At 43.9% G+C, this 21248-nt stretch carries 18 protein-coding genes; 3 read left to right on the forward strand and 15 right to left on the reverse strand.

What is annotated here, in order from left to right; all coding sequences use genetic code 11:
* Positions 1 to 16: 16 nt before the first annotated feature.
* The 8 genes from RIL182_RS16935 to RIL182_RS16970 all read right to left on the reverse strand — a co-directional run bounded on the left by RIL182_RS16935 (position 17) and on the right by RIL182_RS16970 (position 11476).
* A complete protein-coding gene (locus RIL182_RS16935; RefSeq protein ID WP_006856423.1) occupies positions 17 to 1999 on the reverse strand; it encodes an oleate hydratase in 1983 nt (660 codons plus the stop codon).
* 213 nt (positions 2000 to 2212) lie between these two features.
* Positions 2213 to 2773, reverse strand: coding sequence for a TetR-like C-terminal domain-containing protein (locus RIL182_RS16940; RefSeq protein WP_006856422.1), 561 nt, complete (start codon positions 2771 to 2773; stop codon positions 2213 to 2215).
* Positions 2774 to 3113: 340 nt separating this feature from the next.
* Positions 3114 to 4628, reverse strand: a complete 1515-nt coding sequence (gene arfA / locus RIL182_RS16945; protein WP_006856421.1) for an arabinosylfuranosidase ArfA — start codon at positions 4626 to 4628, stop codon at positions 3114 to 3116.
* A gap of 27 nt (positions 4629 to 4655) precedes the next feature.
* Positions 4656 to 5519, reverse strand: coding sequence for a carbohydrate ABC transporter permease (locus RIL182_RS16950; protein ID WP_006856420.1), 864 nt, complete (start codon positions 5517 to 5519; stop codon positions 4656 to 4658).
* 1 nt (position 5520) lies between these two features.
* Positions 5521 to 6414, reverse strand: a complete 894-nt coding sequence (locus tag RIL182_RS16955) for a carbohydrate ABC transporter permease (RefSeq protein WP_006856419.1) — start codon at positions 6412 to 6414, stop codon at positions 5521 to 5523.
* A gap of 83 nt (positions 6415 to 6497) precedes the next feature.
* Positions 6498 to 7895 carry an ABC transporter substrate-binding protein gene (locus tag RIL182_RS16960; RefSeq protein ID WP_006856418.1) on the reverse strand — a complete coding sequence of 466 codons (1398 nt, stop codon included), beginning with the start codon at positions 7893 to 7895 and terminating at the stop codon, positions 6498 to 6500.
* Between the two features lie 86 nt (positions 7896 to 7981).
* The gene (locus RIL182_RS16965) at positions 7982 to 9934 is read right to left on the reverse strand and encodes a glycoside hydrolase family 127 protein (protein WP_134523417.1); all 1953 of its coding nucleotides are present in this window, start codon (positions 9932 to 9934) and stop codon (positions 7982 to 7984) included.
* Positions 9935 to 10438: 504 nt separating this feature from the next.
* Entirely contained in the window at positions 10439 to 11476 is a 1038-nt protein-coding gene (locus tag RIL182_RS16970; protein ID WP_006856414.1) for a LacI family DNA-binding transcriptional regulator, read from the reverse strand.
* Between the two features lie 113 nt (positions 11477 to 11589).
* Between RIL182_RS16970 and RIL182_RS16975 the strand changes: the two genes are divergently transcribed.
* Together RIL182_RS16975 and RIL182_RS16980 are read left to right on the forward strand one after the other, a co-directional pair.
* Complete coding sequence (locus RIL182_RS16975; protein ID WP_134523419.1) at positions 11590 to 12729, forward strand: MGDG synthase family glycosyltransferase; 1140 nt, start codon at positions 11590 to 11592, stop codon at positions 12727 to 12729.
* Positions 12726 to 13346, forward strand: a complete 621-nt coding sequence (locus RIL182_RS16980) for a glycerol-3-phosphate acyltransferase (RefSeq protein ID WP_006856412.1) — start codon at positions 12726 to 12728, stop codon at positions 13344 to 13346. The genes RIL182_RS16975 and RIL182_RS16980 overlap by 4 nt, the downstream gene beginning before the upstream one ends.
* Before the next feature lie 3 nt (positions 13347 to 13349).
* Here RIL182_RS16980 and RIL182_RS16985 read toward each other — a convergent pair whose 3' ends face one another.
* From RIL182_RS16985 to RIL182_RS17010, 6 genes are all read right to left on the reverse strand, one after another.
* A complete protein-coding gene (locus RIL182_RS16985; protein ID WP_006856411.1) occupies positions 13350 to 14225 on the reverse strand; it encodes a methionyl aminopeptidase in 876 nt (291 codons plus the stop codon).
* Entirely contained in the window at positions 14216 to 14653 is a 438-nt protein-coding gene (locus RIL182_RS16990) for a GatB/YqeY domain-containing protein (protein ID WP_006856410.1), read from the reverse strand. Before RIL182_RS16990 ends, RIL182_RS16985 begins: the two co-directional genes overlap by 10 nt.
* 111 nt (positions 14654 to 14764) lie before the next feature.
* On the reverse strand, positions 14765 to 16093 hold the full coding sequence (locus RIL182_RS16995; RefSeq protein WP_006856409.1) for a C40 family peptidase: 1329 nt from the start codon (positions 16091 to 16093) through the stop codon (positions 14765 to 14767).
* A gap of 164 nt (positions 16094 to 16257) precedes the next feature.
* A complete protein-coding gene (locus RIL182_RS17000; RefSeq protein ID WP_243128704.1) occupies positions 16258 to 17817 on the reverse strand; it encodes a DUF3794 and LysM peptidoglycan-binding domain-containing protein in 1560 nt (519 codons plus the stop codon).
* A 64-nt stretch (positions 17818 to 17881) separates the two neighbouring features.
* A complete protein-coding gene (locus RIL182_RS17005) occupies positions 17882 to 18124 on the reverse strand; it encodes a Veg family protein (protein WP_006856406.1) in 243 nt (80 codons plus the stop codon).
* 145 nt (positions 18125 to 18269) lie between these two features.
* Positions 18270 to 18686, reverse strand: coding sequence for a protease complex subunit PrcB family protein (locus RIL182_RS17010; RefSeq protein ID WP_006856405.1), 417 nt, complete (start codon positions 18684 to 18686; stop codon positions 18270 to 18272).
* A gap of 149 nt (positions 18687 to 18835) precedes the next feature.
* On the opposite strand from RIL182_RS17010, the gene RIL182_RS17015 reads away from it, so the two are divergent.
* Positions 18836 to 19570 carry a lysophospholipid acyltransferase family protein gene (locus RIL182_RS17015; RefSeq protein ID WP_006856404.1) on the forward strand — a complete coding sequence of 245 codons (735 nt, stop codon included), beginning with the start codon at positions 18836 to 18838 and terminating at the stop codon, positions 19568 to 19570.
* A gap of 227 nt (positions 19571 to 19797) precedes the next feature.
* Here the strand turns inward: RIL182_RS17015 and RIL182_RS17025 are convergent, their stop codons facing one another.
* On the reverse strand, positions 19798 to 21210 hold the full coding sequence (locus RIL182_RS17025) for a UDP-N-acetylmuramoyl-tripeptide--D-alanyl-D-alanine ligase (RefSeq protein ID WP_006856403.1): 1413 nt from the start codon (positions 21208 to 21210) through the stop codon (positions 19798 to 19800).
* Between the last annotated feature and the right edge of the window lie 38 nt (positions 21211 to 21248).

A 21248-nucleotide genomic window follows, 5' to 3' on the forward strand; every position in this document is an offset into this window, starting at 1 on the left:
TTCACCCTCTTATTTATTACTCTAACATCCCATCTTTCAATACATTATGATCACGCAGCACTTTCTCAACCACAGTTCCCTTTACAAGGCGGATCAGAGGTTTCTTCAATGCGTTAAGCGGACCAGGCAGCTGGATTTCTAACGGAGATTTGCCATCCATGAGTTTGACTGTGCTGTCTAAAAGTTCACGGATATCGTAAACACTTCCCCATACCTCAGGCACGCCACGGTCTACACCAAGCAGTCCGTATACAGCCTCCATTGCGGTTCTGACGGAGTACTCTGTGGTAAATACGGTATCTCTCGGTGTCTCTGCAAACTGACCTAAGAATGCAAAGTTTACACAGCCATCCGGGATGACATCCGGGCGGTCACCTTTGGTTCTTGGCATAAAGAATGCTGTGATGTACGGCATCATCGTCGGTACGCAGACTGCACTGTGTTCTGCAAGCTCCTCGATCTGGTCGGTCGGTACACCAAGATGATACAGCCACTCTTCCGTGATCTCCTTACCGGTACATTCTTTCATTGGTTTCTTTATAAAATCACCCGGTACATCGGTAAACAGTCCATATACCCATACACAGACCTTATCTTTATCCTGCTCCTTGAACTGTCCCTGTCTGTTGATCGTCCAGCTTAACAGCCAGCTGGAATCCTTGCAGCTTACGATACCGCCGGTTACAACTTTTCCGCTCTTTGGATCTCTCTTACAAATATTTGTGATGTATGGAATGATCTTATCGTCCAGTGTGGTTACCGTTGCAGACTCCCAGTTTGTCTTTGCAACATCAGAGCAGAACTTCTCCGGACGTCCAAAGGACGGATCCTGTTTTGCAATGTTTTTCCATAAATTCCAGCAGCCGCTGTTGCGTACTTCCGCATCTCCGTTTGGAGCATGGTTCTGATCACCGTAAATTGTGCCTTCGGTACAGCTTCCGTTTGTCACAAATACAAGGTCATTCTCTGTCAGGACGATACCGCTCTCAACACCTTTTACCTTGCACTCGATCGCGGTTGCCACTTTTTTGCCATCTTTGATATCAAAGATCACATTGGTGACTTCTGTATTAAACTGGAAATCAACCCCTGCTGCCTCCAGATATTTCTGCATTGGCAGGATCAGTGATTCATACTGATTGTATTTGGTAAATTTCAGTGCACTGAAATCCGGCAGGCCTGCGATATGATGGATGAATCTCTGGAAATAAAGTTTCATCTCCAATGCGCTGTGCCAGTTTTCAAATGCAAACATGGTTCTCCAGTACAGCCAGAAGGTAGAATCAAATACTTCGTCGTCAAAGACATCCTCGATCGTCTTGTCATACAGATCCTCGTCTTTGGTCATGAAAAGTTTCATGATCTCCATGCAGCCTTTCTGGCTTAAGTTGAATCTGCCGTCCGTATGTGCATCTTCGCCGCGGTTTTCGGTTGCACGGCATAAAGAGTAGTTCGGATCTTCTTTGTTCAGCCAGTAGTATTCGTCGAGTACGGAAACGCCCGGTGTCTCAATGGAAGGGATACTGCGGAAGAGATCCCACAGACATTCAAAATGGTTCTCCATCTCACGGCCGCCGCGCATCACATAGCCTCTGGACGGATCAAAGATACCATCACATGCACCGCCTGCGATATCCATTGCCTCTAAAATATGGATATGATCGCCCGGCATCTGTCCGTCACGAACCAGAAAACATGCTGCTGCTAAAGATGCAAGACCACTTCCTACGATGTATGCGCTTTTCTCATCGACACCTTCCGGTTTTTTCGGATGTGCAAATGCCTCGTAGTTACCGTTAGTATAATAAATACCTTTGCTGTTTTTCTCGTATTTTCCACGCTCTGTATTGCGGTATGGTGTTCCACTCTCTGCCTGCTGTTTTTCGGCGATTTTCTTTGCCTTTGCCTGTTTGTGGCTGTTGCTTGCCGCAACTGCTGCCACACCGGCTCCTGCTGCAATCAAAGATGCTAACGCGATGGTTTTATTTTTATTTGACATAATAAGAATCTCCTTTCTAACTGCTTTTATTATCTTCGTTCTGTGGTCATCTTATTACTTCCCGGATAAAAATCCAATATACAAAACAGGCGGAATGACAATATTTTTATCATTCCGCCTGTTTTGATAAATAATCGGCTCTGCATTTACAAATCCGGTACAGCGTACCTAAATTAACCGGACGACGTTGCTGACTGTCATCCGAAACATAAATCACCCTTCATCTAAAAAATTTCCAATCGAATTACTGATATTTCCGTGCAGTGTCAGACTCATTTTTTTGACGATCGTGCTATAGTCTTCCTGCATACCGTCTTTGATCCAGTCTAACATCACACCGACAAAACCATACTTGTAAAAATCTGCAATAAAACGTTTATCTTCCTCCGGGAGACCGGTTCCTTCCGCCTTCTCATTTACCACACCCTCGATCAGTTCAAACGTCAGCTTATAAAGATAACTTTCAATCTGTTCCTTGCTGACCGAACGGTATACATTCATGATAAACGGTTTATTTTCCAGCACTGCCTTAAAAATCTGCTCTAACCCTTCCTGCCAGGAATTGTAGGTTCGTTTTCCCTGCAGTGCCCGCTTTCCGTCCTCCACGCATGCCCATTCAACCAGATCATAGATATCTTTAAAATGGTAATAAAATGCCATACGGCTGATTCCACAGTCCGTGGTCAGATCCTGGATCGTAATTTTATCTAATGGTTTCTGTAAAAGTAATTTTTTTAAGGATGCCTCTAATGCTCTTTTGGTTGTATTACTCATACGGACACTCCTTTTCCTTCGTATTTATAATAAATCACAAGTTGTTTAACTATTTTCCCTCGTTTCATACATCTGAAAATACTTGTCTGAATTTTAGCATACCGCTGCTATTCTGTCATTAAAAAGCCTCTATTTTAATGATATTTGTAATTATTGCACAAAAAATCCACCATTTTGGGGAAATGGTGGATTTAAAAAGGGGGAGAATTTATGAAAAAAAGTTTTATCACTCGTTCGTGATATTAATAATATATCCGCAATTTGTGAAATCCCGTTGTACATTTTTTGAATTCTATTTGAAGAATCTGTAACAATTTGTTCACACAACTGCTCTCACATTCTATTTTCCAAGACGGATCACATTCCAGGATGCTTTCTTTAACACGCTTGTGACAACACCGTCATCAAGTTTACTTCTGTCATCTGCGTTAACCGGATATACATTCTGTTCGGTCAGCGTGTTGGCTGCTTTTAAGTCATCGTTTTCCATCACGATATGCTCTTTGATCCGGTATCCCGCAAAGCTGCGCACATCGGTGGTAAGCTCTACATCCTCTTCCAGGTTACGGTTTACTGCAAAGATCGTGACTTCGTCTTTTTCTTCGTTATAGACAGCCACAGATTCCACGTCCGTGATCTCATCATGTTTTGCCGTTGCATGTCTGGAGCTTGAGATTACCGGCTGCAATGCGATGCCCCTGCCGTATTTGGATGCATGCATGAACGGATAAAAGATCGTCTGTTTCCATGCTCCGCCTGCCGCATCTGTCATGATCGGTGCGATTACATTGACAAGCTGTGCCAGACATGCCATCTTGACACGGTCTGCATGTTTCATCAGTGTGATCAGCATCAGTCCGACTAACAGGGAATCCTCAAAGTTATAGATATCCTCTAACATCGGAGGTGCCACCTGCCATGGATGGTTCTCGGTAATATCCTCATCCGCAGCGTTTGAGTGAAACCATACATTCCATTCATCAAAACTTAAATTCATGACTTTCTTGCTGCGTTTTTTCGCTTTGACATAATCACAGGTCGCAATGACTGTGCGGATAAACGTATCCATATCATCGGACTGTGCAAGGAAATCATTGCTGTCATTGTCGCGGTTGCCATAATACTGATGCATGGAGATATAGTCGACATAATCATAAGTATGGCTCAATGTGACAGCCTCCCAGTCCGGGAACGTAGGCATATCCAGGTTGGAGCTTCCGCAGGATACCAGCTCGATGTCCGGATCGATCAGGCGCATTGCCTTTGCGGTCTCCTCCGCAAGTCTTCCGTACTCTTCCATTGTCTTGTGTCCGATCTGCCATGGTCCGTCCATCTCATTTCCAAGGCACCAGACTTTGATCTTATGTGGATCTTTCACACCATGTCTGATACGCAGGTCACTGTATTTCGTTCCCGAAGGATGATTGCAGTACTCTAAAAGATTGCAGGCATCTGCAATGCCGCGGGTTCCAAGGTTCACTGCCATCATGACATCAGAATTGACTTTCTTTGCCCATTTGGAAAATTCGTTTAAACCGATTTCATTTTTCTCTAAACTTCTCCATGCAAGTTCCAGACGGTGCGGGCGCTCCTCAACCGGCCCCACAGAATCCTCCCAGAAAAAGTTTGACACAAAGTTGCCGCCCGGATAGCGGATGATCGGCACATCCAGCTCCTTTACCAGCTCCATCACATCTTTGCGGAATCCATCCTCGTCTGCAGACGGATGTCCCGGCTGGTAAATTCCTTCGTATACCGCTCTTCCAAGGTGTTCGATAAAAGAACCGTAAATCCTTTTGTCGATCGGAGCGATCTGAAATTCTTTATCCAGTACCATTTTTGCTTTTCTACTCATGTATATTTCCTCCTGTCACTTAAAATCTTACTCTTTTACCGCACCTGCTGTCATACCTTCAATAAAGTATTTCTGGAAGCAGATAAATAATACAAAGATCGGTATGATAGAAAATACAGAACCGACAACCAACAGACTGTAGTTATCACCATACGGGTTGATCAGTGTATTAAGACCAATGGTCAGTGTGTATTTGTCTGCAGAACGGATGACTAATAACGGCCACAGATAATTGTTCCATGCATTCATACCATTTAAGATCGCCATCGCTGAGAATGCCGGTTTCATGATCGGCACGATCAGTTTAAAGAAGATACCATACTCTGTTGCGCCGTCGATACGTCCTGCCTCGATCAGCGACTTTGGCAGTCCCAATAGATACTGCCGGAAGAAGAAGATCGTGGATGCATGTGCCAAAAACGGAAGTACTACTGATACATAGCTGTCCATCATGCCCCAGCTTGAAATCTGCTTGTACAGAGGGAGCATAATAACCTCAAACGGTACAGAGAGGATCAAAAGCACTATAATAAACAAGAAATTCTTTCCCTTAAAATCATAGGCCGCAAATCCATATGCAACGAATGCACTGATCGCCAGGGTCAGGATCACTGTGATGACTGTCAGGATCAGGCTGTTGCCAAACCATGTCCAGTAATCATGTTTTCCGGTGAACAGTAATTTGTAATTGTCCAGTGTCAGATGCGGGATATCCAGATTCAGGTTTAATCCGTACTGAAGCAGGAAGTTTCCCGGTTTAAAACTGGCTAATACCAACAGATAGATCGGCAGAACGGTAAGGATCGCAAGGATGGAAAAAAATATGATCATACCGATGGTTGCTGCCCTGTCTTTCTTTTTCTGGCTCATTCCAACAGATTCTGCTGCCATATTATCTCTCCTCCTTCTTAAATGTTCCGGTCAATGCAAGCTGGATGATATTAATGATCATAACAATGATAAGAAGTACTAAACCAACTGCACATGCATATCCCATTGCACGTTTTTCAATACCCTGACGATACAGATAGCCAACGATCGTAAGTCCGATATTCTGTGGGGAGTTATTACCTTTCCACAGCATGTAAGACTCAAGGAACATGGAAAGTCCTGCATAAATACTAATTGTTAATACATAGATCGTGGTCGGTTTTACAAGCGGTACTGAAATGCTCTTAAACTGCTGCCACTTTGTCGCTCCGTCGATGGAAGCCGCCTCGTAGAGATCCGTGGAGATATTCTGTAACCCTGCAAGGAAATAGAGGATATTGACACCGGTCCAGCGCCAGCACGCTACTAGGAGAAGTGCAAAGTATCCGGTCCATTCACCTTTCAGCCATTTGATGGAAGAATGTCCAAAGAAATTTAAAATCTGGTTTGCAAGTGCCGTATCCATCTCACCAAACATCAGACGGAAGATTGTACCTACAACGACAACAGATGTCAGTGCCGGGATAAAATAAACAGACTTGAAAAATCCCTTCGCCTTCATCAGTTTACTGTTTAACATACTTGCAAATAACATTGGAAACGGAATTAAAAGTACCAGTGTTCCCACCATGTATTTAAAACTGTTCCAGACTGCTTTTCTGAAATATGTATCAGAGAGTAATCTCTTATAGTTGTTCATTCCAACCCATTTATCTTTCAGGACGTCCTGAAAACTTAACAGTACACCATTTGCGATCGGGAATACCCAAAACAAAATGACTGTCAGAACAAATGGAAGAATAAACACATAAGGTGCTGCTTTTTGCGAATACAAAAACTTCTTCACTTTATTCATGCTGTAATGCCCCCTTTTCCCTCATAACAGGAAACGGGATGCAGGACATCTGCCCCACATCCCTGCCTGTTTAAACCTGTCTCTTATTCTCCAAATTCATTCTGAAGTGCAGACTGTGCCTCGTCTAACGCTTCTTTTACATCCATACCGGACTCGAAGATATTATTCAAAGTCTCTGTACAGAAGATATTGTTGATGGATGGCATCTTCTCATCTGTATAGCAGGTCAGTAATCCAATGCCGTCCTGAACATCTAATAATGCATCAAATGGTTTTGTGTTGAAGTACTGTACATACTGATTATCCGGGTTCTCTGTTACGGATTTGTCTGTCCATACTGCTGTGTTAACCGGGTCAAATCCTAATACGTTCCAAACTTCTACGTTTGCTGTGTCAGAAAGTTTGATGTAAGCGAATACTTCTGCTGCAAGGTCAGCATTCGGGCTGGATGCTACAACTGCTGTACCGGTACCACCACCACCGATGGTCTTTACTGCATCGTTGTCACCAAATACAGGAGGTGCTGCGATTGCAACTTTACCGGAAAGGTCTGTCATGTAGCTTAAGTAACGGCTGGTCTGCCAGAATGGCATGATTGCTGCTGCGACATCACCGCTGTTGTATAACGGATATGCTTCCTCGTTGTCAGGCTGTCCACCGGCGATAACGTCCATAGCACCTGCATCCTGCATATCTTTCATGGTCTGTAAACATTCAACCATGGTGTCATTGTTTACTGCAAGGCTTCCATCATCATTTAAGTAATCTCCGCCTTTCTGAGCGAGCATTAAGTTTAATGTCCACTGAGCAGTTGTCTCACATGCTGCAAATGTTTTTCCGGTTGCTTCTTTGTATTTTGCACCGGCTTCTTTGAAGTCATCCCAGGTCTTAATGGTTGTATAATCAATACCTGCTGCCTCTAATGCTTCTGTGTTGTAGAAAGCAACGGTCGTACCAACGTGTGTAGGGAATCCATAATAGTTACCATCTTTGGAGTAAAGCTGTAATCTGGACTCTACTACATTGTCAAGATATGGCTCTACTGCATCGTTCAATGGTTTTAATCCAATATCACCTGTCATGAATGCAGGGAATTTACCAAGCTCGATATCAACGACATCCGGAGCACCCTCTCCTGACTCTAATGCAAGTGATAATTTGTTGTGCATATCATCATATGCCATGTTGGATAAAACAAGTTTAACCTTCTTATCCGGATTTTCCTCATTCCATTTCTCAGCCATGTTAGTGTAGAAATCCTGATGGTTCTCGATGAATGTCCAGACCTCAAGTGTTGTGACATCATCACCCTCTACGTCCATCTCTCTTCTTCCTGCGCCGCTGTCTGCGCTCTCTGTACCGGATGCTGCTTCCCCCGCACCGGAACTGCTGTTTCCTGCTGTGGAATTACCGCCACATCCGGCAAGCATTCCAACTGTCATTGCTGCGCACATTAATGCTGCTAAAACCTTCTTCTTCATACATTTACCTCCCAAATGTTTTTCTTTATCAGATCGAAAGTATCTCCTGTTTTCAGATGATCTTCCGTGTGATACATGTTTTTCTGTCAGATCAGCTGTCTGATCCAGACTGCCATCTCCCCTGTTTTCCGGTTGCCCCAGTAACAGTAAGGAACTGCTTTTAACGTCACATTCTTTAACTCCGGCGGCTGTTCTTTGTATAACTCTTCTGCCGTCCAATGATCTTCCAAGATGCGTTTTCCTTTTGCTTCCACTGACATCACACCACCTAACAACTGTTCCTCCCAGTTTTCAGTCAGCGCTTCTTTTGTATCCACATATAAGGAACTTAAGTTTTCTCCATTGTCTGTCTCTTCGAGGCAGTATACCAATGGACCGCGCATGATACATGCTTTTCCTTCATCCGCTCTCACTTTCGGATTTGCATATACAAATCTTGCTTTCATGTCACAGGATATTTTGATCTCCTCAGATGCTGCAAGATCCGTTATCATAAGATAACCTTTTTTTATGAGCGGTGTTTCTATTCTCTGTACTCCGCGCCACACGGTAAATTCTTTTGTGTAGCCGGGAATCCGAAGTGCCAGTGTTCCTTTGGAAGCTTTTTCTGATTCCAGATGAACCGTTACCGTTCCATCCTTTAAGAAACTGCTTTCCATTATTACTTCTGTCTCTGTCTCTCCAATCAGAAGTTTTGTCTGACTGGATATGTATAAATTAATGTATAAACTATTTTCATCTGCTCCATAGATGTACTGTCCTAAAGAAGCAAGTGTTCTTGCAATATTCGGCGGACAGCACGCCACGCCAAACCATTTCTGTCTGACCGGCTTTACATGCTCCATGGATGTCCGTTCGATGCAGTTATCCGGCCATACCTCCAATGGATTGACATAGAAGAAACTCTTTCCATCCATCGCAATCCCTGCAAGCACTGTATTGTAAAGTGCCTTCTCCACAATGTCCGCATATTTTGCATCTTTTGTGATCTGCGCCATCCGGTTTCCAAACATCGCAAGTCCGATGGATGCGCAGGATTCGGAATAATTTCTGTCGTTCGGAAGATCATAGTCGGTTGTGAACCGCTCTAACAATCCCGATGAACCAATGCCGCCTGTGATGTACATCCTTTTCTCTGTCATGTTATTCCAGAGTGTCTTACAGGCATCTAATAATGTCTCATCCTGATATTCATATGCCAGATCTGCCATTGCGCTGTAGAGATATACGGCTCTTACCGCATGCCCCTCTGCTGTCTTCTGCTCTCTGACCGGCAGATGTGACTGAGAATACTCCGGTACATATCCGGCAAATTCAGGAAATATCTGCTGATATTTTTCTTTCTTTTCTTCCTGAAAGAAATAATTTTCTCCCACACCTCTTGTATCGATAAAATATTTCGCAAGGTCTAAATATCTTTTCTGTCCGGTTGCCCGGTACAATTTTACCAGAGCAAGTTCTACTTCCGGATGCCCCGGATAGCCATGACACTTTCCTTCCTCCGGTCCAAATGTCTCACAGATCAGATCTGCAAATCTTGAAACGATGTCGAGGAACTTTCTTTTTCCTGTTGCATTGTAATATGCAACCGCTGCCTCGATCATGTGCCCCGCTGTGTAAAGTTCGTGTCCTTCTTTCAGGTTCGTCCAGCGTCTGTCCGGTTCTTTGATCGTGAAGTAGGTATTTAAATATCCGTCTTCACACTGTGCCTTCCCGATCAGGTCGATCGTCTCATCAGCAAGTTTTTCCAACTTTTCATCTCTTCCGGATGAATCTAAGGTAAATGCAACTGCCTCTAACCACTTTGCAACATCGGTATCCTGAAAGACAGCTCCTTCAAAATCTCCCTCTGCCTCGCCTGCTGCGATCTTAAAGTTCTTGATACAGTGGCTCGGCGCCGCATCTTTTACATTGTCATTTAACGTGTTCCACTGGTAAGGAAGTATGACATCTTTTACTAAGCGGATGTATTTGTCCCAAAACGCATCTTTGATCTGGATCTGATGCAGCGGCACATCTGTCAGTTTTTCCTTCTCCATAACTTCCTCCCTCCTTTATGCTCCTGTCATGTGTTATGTTAAACGTTTAATTGAACTAAAATGTTCATTTTCCGTTTATTTACATTTCATTCACACTTTTTTGCTTTTTTCTGAAATGTTTTTTCTTTTCTTTGTCATTTTGATTGATTTCTGTTTCGTTCTTGTTTATATATACCATACTAATTGCTATAATTAAAGCCTGTTATTTTTCATTTATCTATATATATTCTTTTGTTTTTATGTTATTTTCTCATGTTTTCTGTTTCTTTCTAAGTTTTTGCTTTTTCGCACAACTTTATTATTTTTTAAATCGTTTAACCATGTGAATGTTGCACAAATAGTACATATTCTCCAAAAATAATGAACATAAATACTTCTTCTGTTCACAAATAAACTCATGGAGGGATTTTTAATTCATAGGACATAATTTCCTATAAATTAAAAATCCGCCTTCTGAGTCAGTTCAAAAGCCTGACATCAGAGGCGGTTCATCACGGTTTATTTTTATAATGTTTTGATCGACTGGCGGATCAGCTGCTTACATGGAACTTTATAGACCTGCGGTTCTGCCGTCTCGCCTGACTTTTTCTCCACCAGGCCGATCATAACCTCGGCAGCCCTGTAACCGATATCATGAAGTGGCAGCTCCGTCGTGGAGAGCGGCGGCTTATAATAGCTTGACAGTTCTCTGTTATCGTATCCCGCAACAGATATCTCCTGTGGTATCTTTATCCCCGACTCATCTGCCCAGTCATAACATCCGCCTGCCATAAGATCATTCATGCAGAATATTGCCGTCACCTGTTTTTTTAAAAGCACTTCTGCTCCGGTATGTCCGGATTCTCTTCCCCAGTCTCCATAGTAGATCAGTTCCGGATCATATAAAAGCCCCTCATCCCGCAATGCCTTCTGATATCCGATCAGACGTGCCTGCGCATGAAGGCTGTCTGCTTTTCCGGTGATCACTCCGATTTTTTTATGTCCCTGTGCGATCAGATAACGGATCATCTCGTATGCACCACGCTCGTCATCCACAACTACGGACGGGATGTTTTTACTCTCCGTATAACCATATGCCATCACGGCAGGAATACTTAAATTATCCGGGATACAGTGCATGATACGCTCATGTGCCGTCACATAAATGATACCGTCCACCTGCGTTGCGATCAGTTTTCTGATCTCCTCGTCCACCAGCCCATAATAATCTGTTCTGTGATAATAATAGTCATTATATTTTTTATACAATCTTAAATTGGTCAGAAGAATCTGGTATTTTACCTTTTCACAATATTCCGTAATACCGTCAATAATATCCGGAATACTAAAGATCGTCATATCCTCTGCAATGACGCCGATACTTCTGGTATTGCGTGCCTTAAGATTTTTTGCCACATAGTTTGGCATATAATTCATTTCTTTTGCAGTTTTTAACACAAGATTTCTTGTCGCTTCGCTTGCCCCCGGCTTTTTATTCAGGATATTCGAAACGGTAGCTACCGACACACCGCAGGCTTTTGCGATTTCTTTGATCGTCGCCATAACCTTACCTCCCGTACCACAAATCCCCTTTATTTAACAATATTTCCAGTGAAAAATCAATATCTTTCGATCAGGTATCGAATTTTTGCCCGGGTTATGCTACACTGGTATCTATGAAAATATTAATTTTATCCTGTAATACCGGCGAGGGACACAATGCCGCCGGAAAAGCGATCCGGGAAGCAGCCATCCGGTGCGGTCACACCGCCGACATGCTTGATATGTTCCTGCTCTCCGGGAAAAAAACTTCACATGCAGTAGGCGGTGCCTATGTGGAACTTGTCAAACATATGCCGCATGCCTTTGGTATGCTCTATAAGATCGGCATGGCAATTTCAAGCAATAAACACAAATCACCGGTCTACTATGCCAATGCACTGATGGCAAAAAAACTGGCTGCCTGTTTAAGCCAGCATGATTATGATATCATCGTGACACCGCATCTTTACCCGGCAGAAACAATGACATATATGAAGAAAAAAGGCATGTTAAAGATTCCTGCTGCCGCCATCGGCACGGATTACACCTGCATCCCATTTTGGGAGGAAACGGATCTTGATGCATATTTTCTTCCCCACGAGGACTGTGTCTCAGAATATGTACACCGCGGAATTCCGGCTGACAGGTTATACCCTTACGGCATTCCTGTCAGTGGCGCATTTTCTCCGGCAGAGGACCGCATCCTGGCAAAGATGCACGCGCGCAATGCCTTAAATCTTCCACAGGGTGTTCCGATCTGTCTGGTCATGAGCGGCAGTATGGGATTTGGAAAACTTGCCATATTCGCGGCAGAGCTTTCACTGCGTTTAAAATCCGGCGAGCATATGGTCATCATCTGCGGCAATAACAAACGTATTTATACCGTGCTGCAGAAACAGTTCCAAAATAACCCGCGCGTCCACATTTTAGGCTACACCAACCGGGTTGCAGACTATATGGATGCCTGTGATGTGATTTTCACCAAACCGGGCGGACTTACCTCCACCGAAGCGTTAGTAAAACGGATCCCGATCGTACACACGGCACCGATTCCCGGATGTGAGACTGCAAACCGCAATTTTTTTGTAAAAAGACATCTTTCCGTCTCCTCAAAATACATTGCCAAACAGATCACACTTGGAAAAAGACTGCTCTCTGACAACCAGGATACGCACGGAAAACGTTCTCTTCGCGAGGAAATGCTTCTGGCCCAGAAAGAAAACGGAAAACCAGACGCTGCCGTGCACATTATAAAAACACTGGAGAAACTATGACGTATTTTCTTTTTATCCTTCTTGGATTCGTTCTTGGCAGTACATTGTTTGCTTACTGGATTCCAAGATTATTTTTCAAAACCGACATCACAAAAGTTCCCCCCGACCACAATCCCGGCGTTGCAAATGCCTACATGCAGGCCGGCTTTTTTGCCGGAACTCTCTCCCTGCTCTGTGAACTTTTCAAAGGCGCTGTCCCGGTTTTTCTTGCAGACAGGATCTTAGACCGGGATTCCATGCTGTTTGCACTTGTCATGGCAGCTCCGGTATTCGGCCACGCTTTTCCGTTTTTCCAAAAAGAAAGAGGCGGCAAAGCGATTGCCGTCTCTTTCGGAGTTATGATTGGACTGTTTCCGGAAATCCATCCGTTATTCTGTCTGATCTTTTATTATATTTTATTCTCACTGGTACTCACACTGCGTCCGCATTCTTTCCGGTCTGTCATCACATACGGACTGTTTACGCTGACCGTGTTCCTGTTTGTCCCGGTAAATTCCATACGGCTTGGCTGCTGTATCATTTCAGCGATCGTGATCTACCGCCACGTTATCCGCTGCCACGATGAAGCTTTACAGGCACTTTTATTTGGGAAATATCCATTATTTCACAAATCCTGAATTTTACCAGCAGAGCACCTCATGACCGTCTTCCGTCACCAGTACCATAATCTCCCACTGTGCTGATGGAAGTCCGTCCTCAGTATAAACTTCCCAGTCATTTTTTGAGTCTACATAAATATCCACTTTTCCCATATTGACCATCGGTTCGATCGTAAAGATCATGCCTGGAACTAAGAGCATTTCCTGTCCGCGTTTGGTATTATAGCCAACCCACGGTTCCTCATGGAACTCAAGTCCGACGCCATGTCCACCGATCTCGCGCACTACCGTATAGCCGTTTGCAAACGCATGGTCATGCACAGCCTGACCCATATCGCCTAAAAATCCCCATGGTTTTACTTCTTTCAAACCAAGCTCCACGCACTCTTTGGTCACTTCAACAAGGCGCTTCTTCTCCGGACTTACATCCCCGATGCAGAACATTCTTGAAGAATCGGAAAAATATCCGTTTAAGATCGTGGATACATCCACATTGATGATGTCACCGGACTTTAAGATCACATCTTTTGACGGAAATCCATGACATACCTGATCATTGACGGAAGTACATACACTGTACGGATATCCCTCGTAGTTCAGCGGTGCCGGAATACCGCCCATCTCCGTTGTCATATCATAAACGATCTTATCGATCTCTGCTGTATTCATTCCCTCATGAATATGCTTCTCAATATAATCAAGCACTGCAATATTGATCTTGCAGCTCTCCCTGATGCCTGCGATCTGATCTGCATTCTTGATCAGATCATGTGTCGGAACGATGTGTCCCTGTGAAGCGATCATTGCGATGCGCTCATCAAATGCCTGATGGCATGCTTTATATTTTTTCCCGCTTCCGCACCAGCACGGATCATTTCTACCGATTTTTACTGACATAATTTCTGCACCACCTGATTGATCACACTTCCGTCTGCCTTTCCCTTTAACTCCGGCATTACGGCTTTCATGATCTGTCCTTTATTTTTACTTGCTGCCACATCGGCAAACTTCTCTGTAATATATGCTTCTACTTCCTCTGCTGACATCATCTGTGGTGCATATTCTGCAAAAATATCATATCTTGTCTGATATTCTGCCAAAAGATCCTCTCTGCTTGCAGGGCAGGTATCAATCTGCTCTTTTACTGATTTCATTTCTTTTAAAATTACTCTGTTCACCAGTTCTTCTTTGATGTCATCTCTGCATCCCTCATCAATCGCAGCTTTCTTTGCTGCGGAAACAAGTGTGGAGATTGCATCCTTGCGTACTTTATCTCTCGCCTTCATGGCTGCTATCATATCTTTTTGTAATGTTTCAAACTGCATAACGATCCTACCTTCCTGATTCTAATAATTCCCTCTGATTATAGCATATTTTCCATATAATTCATAAATTTTTTTCAATATCTATTGCTGCATTTTTATCATCAGTGTCCCTTACAGCACACGGCGCACCATTGTGATCGTACGGTAAGTCGCATTTCCATAACAGATGCCGCTCGACGGCGTTGATGCATGGACGATCCTGCCGCCTCCCATATAGATTGCCACATGTCCCGGATAACAGATAATGTCTCCCGGCTGTGCGTTCTCATAGCTGACAGCCTGTCCGCTTGACTGAAGCGCATAGGAACTTCTCGGAAGTGATACGCCAAAATGGCTGTATACAAGGGATACAAAACCGGAACAGTCCGTCCCCTCTGTCAGGCTGTTTCCGCCAAACACATACGGATTTCCCACAAAATTTGTCGCATAGGATACCACACTGCTGCCACTCACACCGGTAGAGTAGGATGGATTTAAACCGTTATTTGTCAGTCCTGTCGAACTGCTGCCGGAAGAACTGTTGTCGGAATCGTCCGTTGAAGCTGTATTATTGGAAGAGGAACTTCCCCCTGTACTGTCTGTTGTTCCGCTGTCCGTAGATGCCGTTGTGGCAGAATTACTGGTTTTTGTGCCTGCCTTCGCCGCTTTCTTTGCCTTCTCTTCTGCTTCTTTCCGGGCTTTTTCCTGACGCGCCTGTTCCTGTGCGATCACCTCGTTCTGTTTGCGGATCGTGGACGCGTACTGGCTTGCCAGTGTTTTTGCATTTGAAAGCTGTGAATCAAAATCTGCAATCTGTGCCTTCTTTTCATTAATAACCTGATTCAGGGAAGCCTCCTGCTGATCATAACTTTGTTTCAGCTCCTCCATATCCGCTAATTCCTGCTCTAACTGTGACTCTAAATCCGCCACCTGCTGTACGGTCTCCTGATAAGCCACTAAAAGCTCCCTGTCATAACTGTATACTTCCGATACATACTCCACACGATTTAAAAGGTCTGAGATATCTTCCGACTCCACAAGTGCATCCAGAAATGTGTCATCTCCGTTTTCGTACATGTACTGGATTCTTTTTTTCATATCTGCATACTGCTGCTGTTCTTTTTCCTGTGCTGCGGCGAGATCCGTCTTTGCCTGATCAATCTCGCCTTCCTTATTATCAATATCCGTTTTCAACAGTTCCATATCGGTCAAAAGCGACATCAGCTGTTCATCATACGCCGCCATCTGGCTTTTTACCTTGCTCTGCTCACTCTGTATATTATTGATCTGCTGGTTGATATTGTCTAAATTCTGCTGCGCCTCATTTTTCTTCTTCTTCGCATCTTTTATCACGGATGCATCTGCAGAGTAAAAACACGCAAATCCGATCACACCTGCCATCATCACTGCGATCATTCTTTTATGTTTTCTTGTATATTTTAATGCCTTTTCCCACTTCATCAAGCATTTCTCCTTCTGTCATTTATAAAAGAATAGGACATAATTTCCTACGAATCAAAAATAAGCACGGCAGGCTGCAGTGGGCAGAAGCCGTACTTATATATTTTATCACACTTTCACCTATGTTTGTTAGGATTTCCAGAAATTCACAAATACTTAATATTTTATCCGACCTGTTTTACGATCAAAACCTTTTCGCCCGCCAGAAGTACCTCACTTTTTCTGTGATTTGTCTCCATGATATTTTGTATGGTCGTATGATTTTCCTTGGCGATCGTCCAGAGATCATCTCCTGCCTTTGCGATATAGCCCACCAGCCCCGGCCTGTTCCTGAGCATCTCAAGATCCGGTTCCGACTCTGTGGCCTCCTCGATATTCTGTATGACTTCCTGCACAAAGGCAATCAGATCCAGCCGTACTGCCGCCCGGATCTCAACGTGTTCCTGATCAAGCATCACCGCTGAGAGCTGCTCTAAGGAAGCATCTAACTCCACTTTCGCCTGCGCTGACATTTCCGGAATCTCCACAAGCTGTGAAAACGGATAAATTTCCTGCACTGCTCCAACCGGCATATGGTCATCCGGTGTAATGTACAAAATATTGACCTCAACCGTTCCCTCCGCAAGAACACCATCTGGTTTTATTTCCTGACGTTCTAAGAGCACTTTTCCCTCACAGGAACAGATCTGAAGAACTTTTTCTTTATCTTCTTTTAATTCCATCTGTTCTGTCATTCTGCATTTTGCAGCATTTTTAACCAGAAGACGCTCCAGCGGGCATTCACGGAAGACTGGTTTTACCTCTTTCTGCAGTGAATACAGATCTGTTAAAAGTCTTATCTTTTCTTCCTTCCAGATACGGATGTGTGTATCTAATGCCAGCTCCATGACAAGGATCCTTTCTTCCCCGTCATAATCCGGTTTGACTTCCAGTTCCATTGTCAAAGGTACCATCTGCACCTGCCAGATACAGTCATCCTCCATAACACCGCACTCTGCCTGTGCATCCAGCGGGACTGTCGTTTCATACCAGGACAGATGCTCCCCTTCCTCCTCATCATTATACAGTATGGAAACCAGTATTTCCCCGGAAAGTCTGATATTTCCTTCCACAAGCCTGCTTTCAACATTGCGCAGCTGCATACTCTGCCAGAGTATTTCACGGATATTCGGTTTACTCGACGGCAGCACTGCCTCACTTTTCTGTCTGCAGATATCACGTCGCACCACAAGCAGCTTTAACGCTTCCTTCTCTACAATGTTCTGTTCATAGGAACTGCCATCTGAGAGTTCACAGGTCAGCTCCTCATCCACTTCTTTTTCTGACGATGCCGTCAAAACAATGACCGCGCGGACATTTAACTTCCGGGAATTGATCACTCCGATCGTAAGATCTTCCATATCCCCTGTGGCATGAACTGCATCATATTCGCTCAGACCATCCATGTTAAGCCGTTCCTGAAAAGGAATCTCACCGCGCAGACAGCTTATTTTTCCTTCCTGCTTATCGCTCCGGTAAAGCACCTTAAAAACCAGACTGCCCTTGATCCATGCAGCCCCCTCCATCGCTTTTACCTCATCAAAGCGCAGTTCCCCGCGTTCTTTTATGACTTTTACGATATCCTGTCTGTAATCCGGTACATTATAGTCATCATCCAGTGTGATCTGTGTGACTGCAGCTCCGTTTTTTTCACTTCTATGTAATTTTATTTTCTGAAATTCCAAAAAAAGTCCCCCATTCCGAATCTTTGTAACCATCTTATTCGGACATGGAGGATTTTATACCTGTTTAGCACAACTTCATGCGTATATCTCTTGTAATAATATCAGAATAACTGAATGATAATAACTGAGGTGGATTTTCTTCACGCTCATCATTTACCAGGATCGTGAATACGCTTGGGTAAGCATTCTGGATGACGCCTTCCTGGATGTCAACTTTATTGCGTCCTCGGTCAAGCTGAATCATTACTTTTTTCCCGCACTGCTGATGCACGGATGCCCGAACTTTTCTGATGTCTGCCTGTTGCATGTGTTCTACCTCCTTAATCCGGCATCTCGCGATCGTTTATCATCGTAATGATCGTTTCCACCGAATTTCTTTTCCGCTTTAGAATAGCACTGTGCTAAATTTTTGTCAAACATAATTAAATTATTTAAAAAAATTTTAAGAATATTTACTCAAAAATGATACTTTTGTCCTGGTTTTTTACCTGTATTACAATATAAGGACAGCTTGGACTCGCATTTGTAACTTCACCCTTTCTCGGTCCGATGAGTTCTGTATCAAATACCACTGCGTTTGTGGTCAGATAACAGTCCCTCACACAGATACTGTATCCTCCCGTCGCCTGCTCCCCATATCCCCGCACGATATACAGATCATCCTCCCTCTCATAGGTAAGTTTAAAATCCGCCGTTTTCTTTTCCTCGATCATTGTCTTTAACTCTTCCGGTGTCTCGGATTCCTCAACGATCGTATATGTAAGATCACTGACTTTTGTTTCATTTGTCTGCTCAATACTGCATCCGCTGATCAGTCCTGCCATCAGCAGACTGATCCCGCATATTTTTACCAGATACTTTCGAAACATGTTTCACTACACCTGCCCCCAGTTTTCGCTTCTATCTTAATATATGCCTCCCTGTCTTTAAATATGTCTTTTTTAGTTGTTTTTCCCATAGATACCCGATATAATGTGGGTATATAAAACTTGGGGGATCTCCCCGGAAAGGACGTACTATGTTACGCGCAATACTTGCATTGCTTTTTGCTATACTCTACCTGATCATCGGTATTCCTGTCCTTTTTGTTGAATGGATCATCGGAAAATTCAATCGTCAGGCTGCTGATATCAGCCAGCTCCGCATGGTGCAGTGGGCATTTCGTGTCATTCTGTTTATCTGTGGCACCAGACTTACCATTATCGGAGAAGAAAATGTTCCAAAAGACCAGCCTGTTCTCTATATTGGCAATCACAGGAGTTATTTCGATATCATCATCACCTACTCACGCTGTCCGCGCCTGACCGGTTATGTAGCAAAAGATTCCATGAAAAAGGTTCCTCTTTTATCTGTCTGGATGACCAGACTGCACTGTCTGTTCATCAATCGTTCGGATGTCAAAGAAGCGTTAAAAACGATCCTTGCAGGAATCGACAATATCAAAAACGGGATTTCGATGTGTATTTTCCCTGAGGGAACACGCAATAAGACAGAGGACCTGATGCTCCCATTCAAAGAGGGTAGTTTTAAAATGGCAGAAAAAACCGGATGTCTGATCGTACCTATGGCAATTTCCGGCTCCGCCGATATTTTAGAAGCACATTTTCCAAAGGTAAAACCGGTACATGTCATCGTAGAATACGGCAAACCAATCGACCCGAAATCTTTAGACAAAGATACACGCAAAAAACTCGGTTCGCACTGTCAGGGTGTGATCGCTGAAATGCTCGAGAAAAATAATCCGCAGATTTAAGATCTGGAACAAAGCGTCGCTTGCGACTCTTTCGCGCTCGAGCGGTGCTGTTTACAGCTAACTTCTACTCCGCGAGATGCGCATCCCGCCCGGAGGGCTTTTTAATTCATAGGACGTAATTTCCTATGAATTTAAAAAAATCCCCGGATCACCAATTCCGTGATCCGGGGATTTTCTTTTTTATTCATTTATAAGCTGTCATAGCTTCGTATTTTCACTACATTTTCTTACTTTGTAAGCTGTCCTACGACCTCCGGGAATCCCATAAAGTGGGATGCCTTTACCAGAACCGTGTCACCGCTTTTTACATAAGGCAGTAATTCTTCCATCAGTTCATCTTTTGTTTTGAAATAATGAACCTCCGTCTCCTTACTGCATTTTCCTACTGCCTGTGCCAGATTCTCTGATAATGCACCGGCTGCAAACAAAGCATCTATTCCTTTTCCTTCGAAATGTTCTCCGACCATGGCATGCAGTTCCTGCTCATTTTCGCCAAGTTCTCCCATATCTCCAAGCACTGCGATTTTTCTTCCAGGTGCCGCTGCGAGCACGTCGATGGACGCCTTCATGGAAACAGGGTTTGCGTTGTAACAGTCATCGATGATCGTCATCCCGCCTTTGTGGATCAGATTACTTCTTCCTCCGATCGTTTTTACCGACTCAATCCCGCGTTTCATTTCATCCACACTAAGTCCAAGCTTTCCTGCAACGCAGACTGCGGCTAAAGCATTGTATACATTATGCTCTCCTGCAATCGGGATCGTCACTGCAAAGCTCTCTGCACCAATATGTATCACCGCTTTTGTTCCATCTAATCCTACCGGTTCCACATCTGTTGCATATACTTCCTTTTCGGCAAGATATTTTTCACCCTGCTCTGTCTTTGCAAGCTTTGCTTCTTTTCCGATACCATAAAATACCACCGGTTTTCCGTTCACCATCTTTTTCTCACAGAGCTTATCATCATCTCCATTTAACACGGCAGTTCCTTCCGGTGTCAGGTGCTCAAAACTCTCCGTTTTTGCCTTTAAAATTCCATCTCTGGTCAGCAGGTTTTCCAGATGGCACAATCCGATATTTGTGATCACACAGATATCCGGATATGCCATTTCAGCCAGACGGTGCATCTCACCGAATTCTGAAATTCCCATCTCAAGCACTGCCACTTCATGCTGCTCCCTGATCTTAAAAATCGTAAGTGGAAGACCGATCTCGTTATTGAAATTGCCCTCTGTCTTTAACACATTATACTTCTGTGAAAGAACCGACGCGATCATCTCCTTTGTGCTGGTTTTTCCAACACTTCCGGTAATTCCGACGACCTTAATATCAAGACTTCTGCGGTAGTATGCCGCAAGTTTTTTCATTGCACCAAGTGTAGATTCCACCCTGATATAAGGGCCCGCCGGTTCTGACAGTTCCTGTTCGGATAATACGGCAAGTGCACCTTTTTCAAACACCTGTGGAATGAACTGATGACCATCCACCTTTTCTCCCTTTACCGCAATAAAAAGATATCCTGACTCTACCTGTCTGCTGTCGATCACAGCTCCCGCAATTTCTTTCTTTTTGTCGGCCTCACTGCCATAATATACTCCACCGCATACTTCCGTAATACGCTCCAGTGTCATGTTTTTCATGATCTACCTCATTTCCCGGGATTCGTTTTGCTTTTACT

It is taken from the genome of Roseburia intestinalis L1-82, from assembly GCF_900537995.1.
GTDB classification, from domain to species: domain Bacteria; phylum Bacillota; class Clostridia; order Lachnospirales; family Lachnospiraceae; genus Roseburia; species Roseburia intestinalis.